This window comes from Streptomyces sp. NBC_01176, from assembly GCF_045039825.1.
Lineage (GTDB): Bacteria > Actinomycetota > Actinomycetes > Streptomycetales > Streptomycetaceae > Streptomyces.
The window spans coordinates 2,680,954-2,694,217 of the sequence record NZ_CP108600.1; the positions used below are offsets into that span (position 1 = coordinate 2,680,954).

General features: G+C 70.5%; 10 protein-coding genes. 4 read left to right on the top strand and 6 right to left on the bottom strand.

Annotation, left to right across the window (positions count from 1 at the left end; all coding sequences use genetic code 11):
• Positions 1-3 precede the first annotated feature (3 nt).
• The 3 genes from OG199_RS11430 to OG199_RS11440 all read right to left on the bottom strand — a co-directional run bounded on the left by OG199_RS11430 (position 4) and on the right by OG199_RS11440 (position 3,877).
• Positions 4-540: a DinB family protein gene (locus OG199_RS11430; RefSeq protein ID WP_401801055.1), complete on the bottom strand. Its 537-nt coding sequence runs from the start codon at positions 538-540 to the stop codon at positions 4-6.
• A gap of 482 nt (positions 541-1,022) precedes the next feature.
• Complete coding sequence (locus OG199_RS11435) at positions 1,023-2,534, bottom strand: glycoside hydrolase family 71 protein (RefSeq protein ID WP_405829340.1); 1,512 nt, start codon at positions 2,532-2,534, stop codon at positions 1,023-1,025.
• Positions 2,535-2,647: 113 nt separating this feature from the next.
• Positions 2,648-3,877, bottom strand: coding sequence for an LCP family protein (locus tag OG199_RS11440; RefSeq protein ID WP_405829341.1), 1,230 nt, complete (start codon positions 3,875-3,877; stop codon positions 2,648-2,650).
• 294 nt (positions 3,878-4,171) lie between these two features.
• Here OG199_RS11440 and OG199_RS11445 point away from each other — a divergent pair, with 294 nt between their 5' ends.
• A complete protein-coding gene (locus OG199_RS11445) occupies positions 4,172-5,575 on the top strand; it encodes an exopolysaccharide biosynthesis polyprenyl glycosylphosphotransferase (RefSeq protein ID WP_401801062.1) in 1,404 nt (467 codons plus the stop codon).
• A gap of 71 nt (positions 5,576-5,646) precedes the next feature.
• Here OG199_RS11445 and OG199_RS11450 read toward each other — a convergent pair whose 3' ends face one another.
• Positions 5,647-6,591, bottom strand: a complete 945-nt coding sequence (locus OG199_RS11450; RefSeq protein WP_405829343.1) for a GDP-L-fucose synthase family protein — start codon at positions 6,589-6,591, stop codon at positions 5,647-5,649.
• A 152-nt stretch (positions 6,592-6,743) separates the two neighbouring features.
• Between OG199_RS11450 and gmd the strand changes: the two genes are divergently transcribed.
• From gmd to OG199_RS11465, 3 genes are all read left to right on the top strand, one after another.
• The gene (gmd, locus tag OG199_RS11455; protein WP_351724863.1) at positions 6,744-7,757 is read left to right on the top strand and encodes a GDP-mannose 4,6-dehydratase; all 1,014 of its coding nucleotides are present in this window, start codon (positions 6,744-6,746) and stop codon (positions 7,755-7,757) included.
• A gap of 235 nt (positions 7,758-7,992) precedes the next feature.
• Complete coding sequence (locus tag OG199_RS11460) at positions 7,993-10,716, top strand: LamG-like jellyroll fold domain-containing protein (protein WP_401801065.1); 2,724 nt, start codon at positions 7,993-7,995, stop codon at positions 10,714-10,716.
• Positions 10,717-10,839: 123 nt separating this feature from the next.
• A complete protein-coding gene (locus OG199_RS11465) occupies positions 10,840-11,529 on the top strand; it encodes a hypothetical protein (RefSeq protein ID WP_405829345.1) in 690 nt (229 codons plus the stop codon).
• Here OG199_RS11465 and OG199_RS11470 read toward each other — a convergent pair.
• Positions 11,508-12,635 (bottom strand): glycosyltransferase, encoded by a 1,128-nt coding sequence (locus tag OG199_RS11470; protein ID WP_405829347.1) that lies wholly within the window; start codon positions 12,633-12,635, stop codon positions 11,508-11,510. The genes OG199_RS11465 and OG199_RS11470 overlap by 22 nt on opposite strands.
• Positions 12,632-13,171 carry a WcaF family extracellular polysaccharide biosynthesis acetyltransferase gene (locus OG199_RS11475; RefSeq protein ID WP_356797601.1) on the bottom strand — a complete coding sequence of 180 codons (540 nt, stop codon included), beginning with the start codon at positions 13,169-13,171 and terminating at the stop codon, positions 12,632-12,634. The genes OG199_RS11470 and OG199_RS11475 overlap by 4 nt, the downstream gene beginning before the upstream one ends.
• Positions 13,172-13,264: the final 93 nt, after the last annotated feature.

Consider the following 13,264-nt stretch of genomic DNA (forward strand, 5'->3'; position numbering starts at 1 on the left):
CGGCTACTCGCCGGTGGTGCCGTCGATGGCTTCGCGGAGGAGATCCGCGTGGCCGACGTGGCGGGCGTACTCCTCGATCACGTGCTCAAGGACGAACCGCACGTCGGTGTCACCGAATTCCGGGTTCGGCACGATACGCGCGAGGTCGGCGGTCACCCTCGCGAAGACCTGCCGCGACTCCTCGCACGCCTTCAGGTAGTCCGCGTAGACGTCCGTGGCCGGCGTGATGTCCGACTCGTCGTACCACTCACCGCCGTCAGCGGTGACATAGGTCCGATAGGGAAAGAAGCGCGGCGCCGTGCCCGCCAATGTCCGCTGGAACCAGGCGCGCTCGACCCCTTGCAGATGGCGCATGAGCCCCAGCAGGGTCAGCGCCGACGACCCCACAGCGCGTAGCCGCAGCTGCGCATCCGAGAGACCCTCGCACTTCCACAGGAAGGTCGCCCGGTGGTAGTCGAGGTTCGAGGCGATCACCTCCAACCACGGGCCCGATACCGCACGCTCGGGCCGGACGATCCTCTGGACGACAAGGTCGCTCACGCTGGGGTCTCCCTGTGGGGCATCAGTCTCGGCCGAGTTGGTACGTACCCACGCTCCGAGGGCCGGGCACCATCTCCATCGGCACCTCGGGGGCACGTTCGACCAAGACGACCTCTCTTCGTATCGGAACTCATCGCTCGACGCCGCACCGAACGTGGCCAGGTGTCGCCGCGCATCGCAGACGGCCCGAACGCAACACGGTGGACCCATGCGGGCAAGGGATGAACTTCCGGCACACGGCGGAGTGGCACCGGGTGCTCGGATACGCCTTCGCCATCGTCCTGATGGCGGTCGTTCGCATCAGTTTGTCGACCTCGAGTGGAGGGGGATGATGGCACTCCGGTGCCGCCCCGTCCGTCGCGTTCGCCGTCTCGGGCCGTCCTAGCTCGTCGACGAGCCGCCCTGGTTCCGCAGGACCCGACCTGGCCCGACACCGCCGGGACAGCCGGGACAGCCGGTCATCCCTGCCTTCGCCTGGCGATTCACCGGCCGCTGGAGACCGCGTAGTACTGAAGGTCCTGCACCGTGGCCGTTCGCCGTGCCGGATAGCGGGTCGTGACGGCCGCGGCGGTGTCGCCCGCGCGCCGGATCACGACCTCGGTCCGCCCCGGACTCAGCGGCAGGTCCTGGGCGGACACGCCGACGGGAGCGCGGTAGGCGTGCGGCGCCGTGCCCACGCGCGCGGACACCTCGGCGGGCGCCGTCAGGTAGGTGAGCAGTTCCACCTGGTCGCGGGGCGGCGCGGTGCCCGGACGTGGGCGCATCAGCCGGGGCTGAAGCGAGGCGGTGCCGTCATCCGTGAACTGGACACGGGAGGTGACGTACACGGTGTCGCGGACGATCTGCGGCCAGGCCCCCGTCTTGAATCGGGTGAGGTAGTACGAGCAGATGTCCAGGTACGTGCGGCCGTTGTGCAGCGAGGGGGCGAACTGGCTGCCCTCCGAGTAGTCGTTCCAGGTGGTGAGCTGCACCCAGTCCGCACCGTCGGAGATCGCGTGGTTCCAGGTCGACCGCAGGGTGGCGGTGTTGCCGGCCTCGTCGTAGATCCCCTGGTTGGGCCGGGCGTCCTGCACGGACACGGCCTGCATCCACTTCTTCCCCAGCGCGTGCGCGAGCCTGATGTCGCCGGGCACGTTGTCCTGGCGGGTGTAGCTGCGGTTGCCCCAGGACGAGAAGGCGTAGCTGATCGGAGCGAATCTCTCGGCGTTGGCACGGAAGTCCAGGAAGACCGGGACGAGCGCGGTGCCGATGCCGTGTTCGCGCAGCCGGGCGGTGACCTGGCCCCACCAGGCGGGGTCCTGGGCCTCGGCCTTGAACGGGGAGACCACGAGGCGCCCGTCCGCCAGCCGGTAGGCGGACGGGGACGCGGCGAGCCGGGCCAACTGGTCGGCGAGAGTGCGCGGGTTCGTGTGCAGGGAGGTCATGTCCGGCATCAGCACGATCCGGAAGCCCGGATCGGCGTGCCGCGCCGCGCGCAGCAGCAGGTCGACGCGCTGACGGTTGGCGCCGGTCAGGGAGAGGATGTCGACGGTGAATCCGTCGAGCCCGGCGTCACGGGCGGTCCTCACCTCTCGTTCCAGATTGGCGAGTTGCCAGTCGCCGCCGGACGGTGTCACGGGCAGGGGCCGGTCGCGCAGCAGTCCGCCGTAGGCCGCGTGCTTGCCCTGTTCGCCCTGTGGAGTGAGGTAGTTGCGGGTGTAGTAGTCGCGATCGGCGGGCTGGTTGTCGAGGGAGAGCGGATACGGCGGGAAGTAGTGCGCGAACACCTTGTGCGGGCCGGACCGCAGCGCCCCGGTGGCCGGCAGGTCGAAGGGGAGCGCCGCGGTGTTCGTCCGCTCCGCGCGGGGCGCGGCGTCCTCCCGGTCGCGGGCCAGCCCGGTGCCGGCGATCAGCCCGATCAGGAGCAGGCCGAGAACGGCACCGAGTGCGGTGCGCCGCCGCCGGCCTGACGTCTTACGGTGCCGGCGCGCTGGACGAGCGGGCTGATCCGTCATGGGTGTCCTCCGCGGACGCCGATGGGCCACCGGGGCGAACTGTACTGTACGGGTGGCCCGTTGGGTGACGAAATGTCATCGGACGGGAACCTCGGGTGATCACCGTCGTCGTGTCAGGACGTCGTGGCACCGAGCCGGTCGACGTCGTGGGACTGAAGGTAGTCGTCGACGGTGTCCTTGCGCATGGACCGCCACAGGTCGGCGCCCGCGCCGGCGTCCAGGAGGACCACGGACTGCCCGGAGATCATGTCGGTCCCCTTGGCCGGAGCGTTCATGAACACCATGTTCCCGGGGCGCACGTTCCTGTTGTCCCACAGCAGGTCGCGCAGGTCGCCGTCGCCGAGCCGGTCGTCGACGCTCACGGCGGCGGTGAGGTCGTCCAGCACCTTGCCGGCCTTGACGGGGTTGGTGAAGGTCGAGGGGCGCATGACCTTGGCCAACACCGTGCGCAGGAAGTACTGCTGACGGTGTGTCCGGTCGAAGTCGCCGCGGGCGAGGTGGTGGCGCTCGCGTACGTAGGTGAGGGCCTGGGTGCCGTTCATGTGGCGGCTGGCGCCGTTCACGACGAGGTCCACTCCGCCCAGGGAGTCGGTGAGGTTCTTGAAGCCGTCCCAGTCGATGACGGCGAGATGGTCGACGCGCACCTTGGTCAGCCGCTGCACGGTGTCGATGAGCAGCGGAGGTCCGCCCCAGGAGAAGGCCGCGTTGAGCTTGGCCTTGCCGTGTCCGGGGATGTCCACCCACGCGTCACGGGGCAGCGAGACGACGTACGCGCCGGAGTGGTCGGCCGGGAGGTGGACCAGCATCATCGTGTCACTGCGCTGGGCCCCGTACTTCCACTCCGGGGCCTTGGCGTCGCGGCCCGTGGTGGGCAGCTCGGAGCGGCTGTCGACGCCGACGAGCAGGAAGGTCTGACCACCCTCGGAGGGTGCCGGCTGCGCCGCCGCGGGGACCTGCGTCGGGAAGACTCCGGAGATGCGGTCGACGTTCCCGGTGTAGTGCTTGACGGCCCACCAGGCGACGCCGCCCACCATGAGCAGGCCCACGGCGAAGAGTACGAGCGCCCCGAGGAGGACTCGACGTGCGCGGCTTCCGCGCCGCCGGGGCCGCGCACTCGGGCTTCCGGAGGCATCAACCCCCTTGCCCTCAGGGTCGTCTGTCGGCTCCTGGACGTCGACGGGGTCGGGTGCGGGCGAGCCGGATCCGCTCGCCTCTTCCTCCCGGTCCGTGACGTCGTCCCGGCCCGCCACGTCGGCCTCAGCCGTGTTCTTGTCCCCCACCGCGCACCCCCACATCAGCCCGGTACGGCCCCTTCCGTACCGGGCGCACACTGTAGCCAGCACGTTCGATGTTCGTACAACTTTCCGTCAGACCGGCATCCGCGAGATCCCCCAGCGGAGCCGCACCGAAAATCCATACGTCCCGGCACTTCTCGATGACGTTCAGGTAAACGCTCACATGCGTACACAAGTTTGCCGTACTGTTCACCATCGTGCCGCATGTTCGACGAATGGGTGTTCGTGACATTCGGTAATTCGTGCTGCTGAATGTGCCTGGGGGGGTACATGTGGGATGTTCAGGCCACTGATTCCGACAGATCACGCGGGGCGCGCTCGCGGGCGCGCTCCTCGCTTTGGATGGGACGCAAGTCCCGTTGGTATCTGCCCGCTTCGCTGATCACCGACGTCGTCGGCGCCGGCGTGCCGGTCGCGTTGACGTTCTTCACCGCGCACCAACCGTGGGCGGTGCCGACCGGCATCGTCGCCGGACTCGCCTGGGCGGGCGTCCAGTTGTTCCGCTCGCGCTACGCTGCCCGGTCCATCGGCGAGAGCCGGGGCACGCTGCCGGTGCTCCACGACTGGTTCATCCTGCTGGGTGTGCTCGCGGTGGGGCACGCGGCGGCGGGTGTCCGGCTGCGCGCGCCGCTGTGTCTGGCGGCGCTGCTGCCGGCCCTGGTGCTGACGCTGCTGTGCCGCAAGGCGGTGCACCGTCATCTCGCGGCCGTGCGCCGCAGGGCGCAGGCGGTGATCAAGGTCCTGGTGGTGGGCGAGGCGGCCGCCGCGGACGGGGTCACCGCCCACCTCGCCGCGCGCACCGATCATCCGTACGTGGCGGTGGGCGCCGTCCCCGTGGGCGCGGGCCCGTTCGCCTCGGGGATCCGGACCGGGGAGCGGCTCGCCGCCACCCCGCCGGAGGCTCCCGGGGAGGACGCCAACCTGGTCATCAGCGCGGTGCACCGGCTCGGCGCCGATCTGGTGCTGGTCGTCCCGGGCGCCGCGACCTCCGGGGAGCGGCTGCGCCGTCTCTCCTGGGGCCTGCACGACGCCGGCATCGAACTCTTCATCGCGCCCGGTCTGGTGGAGGTGTCCGTCAAGCGGCTGGAGACCGGATCCGCGGGCGGGATGTCTCTGCTGCGGGTGGCCCCGCCGGTACGGGAGGGCATGCAGCCGTTGCTCAAGGGGATCCTCGACCGCGGGGTCGCCCTGCTGGGCCTGCTCGCGCTGGCGCCGGTGCTGCTGGTGGTCGCGACCGCGGTGAAACTGTCCTCGTCGGGGCCGGTGCTCTACCTCCATGAACGCGTCGGCATGGCGGGGCGCCCCTTCGTGATGTGGAAGTTCCGCACCATGCGGGTCGGCGCCGACCGCCAGAAGGCGGACCTGGCCGCGGACAACGAGAACGACGGGCACATGTTCAAGATGCGCCGCGACCCCCGGGTCACCCGGATCGGGCAACTGCTGCGCCGCACCTCTCTGGACGAACTGCCCCAGCTCGTCAACGTCCTCAAGGGTGACATGTCCCTGGTGGGTCCACGTCCGCCGCTCGCCGACGAGGTGGCGCGCTACACGCCCGTCGAGTGGCGCCGGCTGTCCGTACGGCCGGGCATGACCGGTCTATGGCAGATCAGCGGACGCTCGGACCTCTCCTGGGACGAAACGATTCAGCTGGATCTCAGCTACGTCGACAACTGGTCGTTCACCAGTGACGTGGATGTCATGGCCCGCACGTTCCGCGCCGTCGTCGACGGCCGCGGGGCCTACTGAGAGCGCCGCCCATGACCGCAGAGTGCCCCGGCGCGCGGCGCGCGCCGGGGCCCGTGAACCAGCCGGGTCCGTCAGCCGTCGACGCCGTCGCGCCAGTGGGCGTAGGTGGCGGCGATGCCGTCGCGCAACGGGATCGCCGGCTTCCAGCCGAGTTCCGCGATCCGCGAGATGTCGAGCAGCTTGCGCGGGGTGCCGTCGGGCCGGTTCGTGTCCCACGCGATCCGGCCGGTGAACCCGGTGACCTCGGCGACCGTCGCGGCCAGTTCGCTGATGGTGAGGTCCTTGCCGCAACCGACGTTGACCGGCTCGTCACCGTCGTAGGAGCGCAGCAGCACCGCGCAGGCCGCGGCGAGGTCGTCCACGTGCAGGAATTCCCGGCGCGGAGTGCCACTGCCCCACAGGACGATCTCCTCGCGCCCCTCGGCCGCGGCCTCGTGGAAGCGGCGGATGAGCGCGGGCAGGACGTGGGACGTCTCCAGGTCGAAGTTGTCACCGGGACCGTAGAGATTGGTCGGCATGGCACTGATGTACGAAGCGCCGTACTGGCGCCGGTAGGACTGCACCTGGACGATGCCCGCGATCTTGGCGAGTGCGTACGCCTCGTTGGTGGGCTCCAGAGGACCGGTCAGCAGCGCGTCCTCGCTGATCGGCTGGGGGGCGTGCTTGGGGTAGATGCAGGACGACCCGAGGAAGAGCAGGCGGCCCACACCGGCGGCGTGGGCCCCGGCTATCACACTGAGCTGGATCTGGAGGTTCTCCTCCAGGAACTGCACCGGCTGGGTGCTGTTGGCCATGATGCCGCCGACCTTCGCGGCGGCGAGCACCAGCGCGTCGGGGCGCAGGGCGGCCAGTTCGGCCGCGGTGCGCGCGGCGTCGCGCAGGTCCAGTTCGGCGCGGGTACGGGTGAGCACCTCGTGTCCTTCGGCGGCGAGCCGGCGGGCCACGGCGGAGCCCACCAGGCCACGGTGGCCGGCGACGAAGACACGGGCGCGTTCGGGCAGGAGCGATGCGGTCATGAACCGGATCATGCCAGGGACCGCGTGATCAGTGCGCCCGTATCGCCAACTCGGGCGATATTTCCAGAAGTTCATGACATGCGACCCGTGCTTCGCGGGCGTACGGACCGGATCCGTCTCCTCGGCGGGTCCGGCAGGGAGGGGAACACCGCATGACCAAGACCGCGCTGATCACCGGCGTGACCGGACAGGACGGCTCGTACCTGGCGGAGCTTCTGCTGTCGAAGGGATACCGGGTGCACGGCCTGGTGCGGCGGTCGTCCAGCTTCAACACCGAGCGGATCGACCACATCTACCAGGGCCCCCAGGAGGCCGAGCGCCGCTTCGTGCTGCACCACGCCGACCTCGCGGACGGGGTGGCGCTGGTGAACCTGCTGCGCGAGATACAGCCGAACGAGGTGTACAACCTGGGCGCCCAGTCCCATGTGCGGGTCTCCTTCGACGCGCCGCTCTACACCGGCGACGTGACCGGACTGAGCACGCTGCGACTGCTGGAGGCCATCCGGGCGAGCGGGGTGGAGACCCGTATCTACCAGGCCTCGTCCTCGGAGATGTTCGGTTCCACGCCGCCCCCGCAGACCGAGGACACTCCCTTCCACCCGCGCAGCCCGTACGGCGCCGCGAAGGTCTTCGCGTACTGGACGACCGTCAACTACCGCGAGGCGTACGGCATGTTCGCGGTCAACGGCATCCTGTTCAACCACGAGTCGCCGCGCAGGGGCGAGACCTTCGTGACCCGAAAGATCACGCGCGCCGTCGCCCGGATCAAGGCCGGTCTTCAGGACCGTCTCTACCTGGGCAATCTCGACGCGGTCCGCGACTGGGGGTACGCACCCGAGTACGTCGAGGCCATGTGGCGGATGCTCCAGCACGACGAGCCGACGGACTACGTGGTCGCCACCGGAGTCCCCGCCACCGTGCGGCAGTTCCTGGAGACCGCGTTCGCCCACGCCGACCTCGACTGGAACGAACACGTGCGCTACGACCCCAAGTACGAGCGCCCCAGCGAGGTCGACGCGCTGATCGGTGACGCGTCCAAGGCGCGCGAGACGCTGGGCTGGCGGCCCACGGTCCTGGTCGAGGAGCTGGCACGGATCATGGTCGACGCCGACGTGCGGCAGGTGGAGAAGCAACTCGCGGGTGCCGTCGTGCGTATCGACCGCTGACGACGGCCGACCGCGGAACGGCTGTCGCACGGTCGGATGCGGACGCCAGGTGTCGCGGGATGACCGTGAACACATCGAAATTTCCCACTAGATGAGTCAAGTGCGTTCCATGAGGTGTCATGTACTCGTATGGTTCGCGAGCAAACAGTTCACGCGGCCCGTGCGGATCAGGGGAAACACGGACGGGCACGCCGAGGCAATGGGTCCGCAACCGGGCCCGGAAGCCGGGGGGTTCATGCAAAGATCCAGAGGGCTCAGCGCCGCCCTTGTCCTTTCCACCGCGGCGGGCCTGGGCCTGGTGGCCCTGCCGCAACCGGCGGTCGCGCTGACCGCGCCCGTCGCCTTCACCGCCGACGACCTGCCGACCTGGCAGACCAACGGCATCGTGTGGGCGCTCGCGGAAGCGGGCGGCACGGTCTTCGCGGGCGGCACCTTCTCCCAGGTGCGCCCGCCCGAGGGGGGAAGCGGTACCGCGCAGAACGCGGTGAACTTCGTCGCGTTGAACGCGGCGACCGGCAATCCCACGTCCTGCAATCTGTCCTTCACCATCGGAAGCGGCACCGCGACCGTGCGCGCGCTCGCCGTCTCACCGGACAAGAAGACGCTCTACGCGGGCGGTTACTTCGGCGCGGTCAACGGCACGCAGGTCAGCAGCCTCGCCGCCATCGACATCGCCACCTGCACGCCCAAGGCGAACTTCCACCCCAGCGTCTCCGCGACGGTGCGGGCGCTCGCCGTCACGAACGACACCGTGTACCTGGGCGGCGACTTCACCTCCGTCGGAGGCAGCGCGCACGCGCGGTACGCGGCGGTCGACGCCACCAGCGGCGCGGTCAAGCCGTTCCAGGCCGACGTCGACGAGCCCGGCCGGGCCGTCGCGGTCACCCCGGACGGCAGCAACGTGATCCTCGGCGGTGACTTCTTCACCGTGAACGGCGCGGACTCGCACGCCCTGGCCGTCGTGGACGCCGGCACGGGCGGCAACGTCCGTACCTACCCGGGGTTCATCGAGAACAACTCGGTGGTCAAGGCGCTCGACACCGACGCCACCGGCTTCTACACCGGCAACGAGGGCACCGGCGGCGGCGTCTTCGACGGCCGTATCGCACTCGACCTGTCGACGCTGGACCAGCGCTGGCGCGACACCTGCCTGGGCGCCACCCAGGCCGTCAAGTCGTACCAGAACGTGGTGTACAGCGCCTCGCACGCGCACGACTGCTCCAGCGTCGGGGAGTACCCCGACGGGCGCCGTCACCACCTGCTCGCGGAGCCGACCAGCGGCACCAACAAGCTGGGCTGGTTCCCGGACACCAACGACGGTCTGGGCGAGGGCATCGGCCCGCGCGCCATGGCGATATCCGAGACCTCCGACAACAAGTACATGTGGGTCGGCGGCGAGTTCACCACCGTCAACGGCTCGGCGGCCCAGGGCCTGACGCACTTCGCCTCGTCCCCGGACGTCGGGGCACCGACCGTGCCCTCGGTCGGCGCCGAGTCCGTCAAACCGACCGAGGCCCACGTCCGCTGGCGCGCCAGCCTCGACACGGACGACACCAAGTTGACGTACAAGGTCTACCGCAACGGCGGTTCGACGCCGGTGTACACCGTCGACGGCGACTCCGTTGAGTGGTCGCGTCCGCAGCTGTCGTTCACCGACACCAATGTCACGGCCGGTTCCACGTACAGCTACCGGGTGACCGCGACCGACGGTGCGGGCAACACCTCCGCGCTGTCCTCCACGGCCACGGTGACGGTGCCCACCTCCGCCCAGAAGTACGCGGCGAAGGTGCTCGACGACGGGGCCGGTCTCTACTGGCGCTACGACGAGTCCGCCACCCCGTTCGTCGGCGACACCTCGCCGGGCGACCAGAGCGGCATCCACCTCAACGGGCCCTCGCTGCGCCAGACTCCGGCCGCCGTGACCGGTCCGTCGACCGCCATCGGCTTCAACGGCAGCAACCAGATCGTCTACAGCGACAAGCGCACCACGGTACCGAGTCAGTACTCGATCGAGACCTGGTTCAAGACGACCACCACCAGTGGCGGAAAGCTCGTCGGGTTCGGCAGCAACACGACGCAGGCCAGCGGCAACTACGACAAGCACGTCTACATGCGCAACGACGGCCGCCTGGTCTTCGGCGTGTGGACGGGCAGCGCCCGCACCATCACCTCGTCCGCCGGCTACAACGACGGCACCTGGCACCACGTCGTCGCCACCCAGGGCTCCTCCGGGATGGCGCTGTACGTGGACGGCACCCAGATCGGCACGCTCGCCGAGTCCAACAGCCAGAGCTACAGCGGCTACTGGCACGTCGGCGGCGACAACCTCAACGGCTGGCCGAACCAGCCCTCCAGCAACTACTTCGCCGGGCAGATCGACGAGACCGCGATCTATCCGTCGGTGCTGAGCGCGGCCCAGGTGCAGAGCCACTACACCCTGGCCTCGGCTCCGGCCGACAGCGTGCAGACCGTCCGCGCGGTGGACGACACGTACGTCAACGCGGGTGCCGCGAGCACCAACTACGGCACCTCCACCTCGCTGGCGGTACGCGGCAGCGCGGCGTACGAGACGTACCTGCGCTTCAGCCTGCCGTCGGCGCCGGCCGGGACCGTGCTCAAGAGCGCGCGGCTCGCGGTGAAGACCACCACGCTGAGCAGCGCGGGCAGCACGGACGACATCGCCGTACGGCCGGTCACCGGAAGCTGGACGGAGGCGGGAACCACGTACGCCTCCAAGCCCGCCCTGTCGTCGACCGCGGTCGGCACCCTCAGCGGTGCCACCGACCTGTCGACGGTCTACTCGGCGGCGCTCGACACCGGCGCGCTCTCCCCGGCTCTCGGGGGCAGCTACGACCTGGCGCTCACCAGCACCGGGACGGACGCCCTGTGGCTGTGGTCCGGTGAGGCGTCGGCCGCGGAGAACACCCCGCAGTTGGTGCTGACCTTCGGGGCGCCGTAACCCTCACGGTGTCCCCTGTGCGGGGCGCCGGGTCCTGGCCCGGCGCCCCGCGCACCCCGCCCGGGCCCGCACCCTGTGCGGGCCCGCATCCATACCCAGGCCCGCTGGGCCGCAGGAGCCACCATGCACACTCGTACCCTTCGCTCTCTTCGGCGCGGTGCCGCAGCCGGCGCCCTCACCGCGCTCCTCGCGCTCTCCGGCTGCAGCTCGGACAGCGGCTCGCAGGCGAAGCCGAAGTCCCCGCAGCACGTCTCGGACGACCAGGCCGCCGCCGTACCCGACGACCAGGCCAGCCCCGCCCCCGAGGACTCGGCGACCCCCTCCGAGGGCCCGGTCCTGCCCGACGCCAAGCTCACCCCGGCGACCGGTTCCTTCACCGCCGAGCAGAAGAAGTACCTGCACGGGCGCGTGCCGCAGAACATGGACCCGGCCGCCGTCCTCCAGGTCGGCCAGGAGACCTGCCAGCGCGTCGAACGCACCGCCGCCCACGACAAGGACGCCGCGATCGGCGCGCTCATCGCCGGAGACCTCCCGTCCGCCGACGACGCGATCGGCCAGCTGTGCCCGAAGCAGAAACCCCTGCTGGACACTGCCGCGACCGGCTTCCCCGACGGCACGCGCAAGAAGCCGGAGCCGGGCACGTACCGGTCGCTGACCACCGCGAAGGGCTGCACCTGGAAGGCGCTGGGCGCGGACGACAAGGTGCTGGCGTCGGGCCCCGGCCCGGGCGACCACAAGAACGTGACCGCCAAGATCCCGGCCGGGACCCGTACGTTCGTCTCGTCCGGCTGCTACGCCTGGCTTCCGGTGTAGGCCCGCTCGTACACGTCGAGCAGTGTGCCCACGACCGCGTCCATCGAGAATGTCTCGGCGGTGAGCTTGCGGGCGGCCGCCGACGCGGACCGGCGTACGGACGGCTCCAGCAGGTCGAGCACCGCCGGGGCGATCCCGTCCGGGCCCGTCACCACACGCCCGGCCGCGGCCCGCTCCACGTCGCGGGCCAGGCCGTTGGAGTCGGTGACCACGACCGGCGTGCCCACCGCCATCGCCTCCAGGACCGACATAGGGAACGGCTCGTCCACCGAGGGCAGTACGTAGACGTGCGCCCTGCGCAGTTCCTCGGTCATGCGCGCCGCGTCGAGCGGGCCCGGGCAGCTCACCTTCGCCGCGAGTCCCAGTGCGTCGATCCGGCGCCGCACGGCGGCTAGTTCGCCCTCGTCCGGGCCGGCCACCACGAAGGTCGCCTCCGGATGCCGGGCCAGGATCGCGGGCGCCGCGTCCACCAGGTCCACGGGGCGCTTACGGGCCTGGAGCCGGGCCGCGTACAGGATGCGCGGCGGGCCCTCGGGTGCGGGGCCCTCGGGCTGCGCGGGTACGCCGTTGACCAGGCGGACGGCACGGTCGAGGCCCGCTCCGCCCACCACGGCGTCCAGGTCCCGGAGCTCGTGCGCGGTGAGGTGCAGTACGGCGGCGGCGCCGCGCAGCACCCGGCGCACCGCGACCGCGTCCAGGAGCCGGGCCGACAGCCGCTCGCTCGGGTCGACCATGCCGTGCGTCTGGAGGACCAGGGGCCGCCCGGCGCGCAGCGCGGCGAGTGCCACCGGCAGCGTCACCAGGTCGCGCGCGAGATGCACATGGACGACGTCGGCCTGCCGTACGAGGCGGTGGGCGCCGGCGAGCAGGGACGGGGAGGTCAGACCGCTGAAGCCCAACGGCAGGACCCTGCGCGCCTGATGGAGGCGGGCGGGCACCCCCTCGACCTCCTCGGGCAGCGGGCGCCGGAAGCCGTCGGCCAGAGCCGTGAGGCGGGCGTCGTGTCCCCGTTCCCGCAGGCTCCCGCAGAGGTTGAGGGCGACCCGGACGGGACCGCCGAAGGCGTGCGTGGTGCTGTGCAGGGTGACCGCGTGCAGCACTCTCACGCCGGCTCCTCGACGGGTCGGCGCCGGTTGTCGGCGGTGTGCAGCGTCAGTTCGGGCAGGTCCTTGTGGAGGACCGCGCCCGCGCCGACCACGGCGCAGCGGCCGACCTTCACTCCGGCCAGGACGGTGGCGCGGGCGGCGATCCACGCGCCGTCGTCGACGGTGATCGGCGCGTTGCGGTAACGGAAGTCGGCGGCGCGGTGGTCATGGCTGCCGGTGCACAGAAGGGCGTCCTGCGACACGCACACATGGGCGCCGAGGGTGACCGGTTCCAGGTTGAGGATCCAGGCCCCCTCGCCGATCCAGGTGTGGTCCCCGACCGTCAGTTTCCACGGCCACAGGACCCGTACCCGGTGCCGGACGAGCACCCCCGTACCGATCTCGGCACCGAAGGCCCGCAGCAGGGCGGTCCTGACGCGGGCCGGGGTGAACCACGCCATGAAGACCGTGTTCATCACCGCGAACCAGAGCGCCTGAACGACCACTCCGCGTCCTTTGTCGTATCCGGCCAGGGTGAAGGCCGGGAGATCACGCATCGATCCATCCCCCCCAACAGCGTCCTTCCGGACGCTACTTCGCCACACTCTAGTAGCTGAGCGTTCACCGCAGGCCAAGCCTCAGTAGACTGC

Bases quoted from the DNA above. Each gene is read 5' to 3' on its own strand.
- OG199_RS11435 (WP_405829340.1), bottom strand. From the start codon at position 2,534: ATGACGGATCAGCCCGCTCGTCCAGCGCGCCGGCACCGTAAGACGTCA.
- OG199_RS11445 (WP_401801062.1), top strand. From the start codon at position 4,172: ATGGGACGCAAGTCCCGTTGGTATCTGCCCGCTTCGCTGATCACCGAC.
- OG199_RS11450 (WP_405829343.1), bottom strand. From the start codon at position 6,591: ATGACCGCATCGCTCCTGCCCGAACGCGCCCGTGTCTTCGTCGCCGGC.
- gmd (WP_351724863.1), top strand. From the start codon at position 6,744: ATGACCAAGACCGCGCTGATCACCGGCGTGACCGGACAGGACGGCTCG.
- OG199_RS11460 (WP_401801065.1), top strand. From the start codon at position 7,993: ATGCAAAGATCCAGAGGGCTCAGCGCCGCCCTTGTCCTTTCCACCGCG.
- OG199_RS11465 (WP_405829345.1), top strand. From the start codon at position 10,840: ATGCACACTCGTACCCTTCGCTCTCTTCGGCGCGGTGCCGCAGCCGGC.
- OG199_RS11475 (WP_356797601.1), bottom strand. From the start codon at position 13,171: ATGCGTGATCTCCCGGCCTTCACCCTGGCCGGATACGACAAAGGACGC.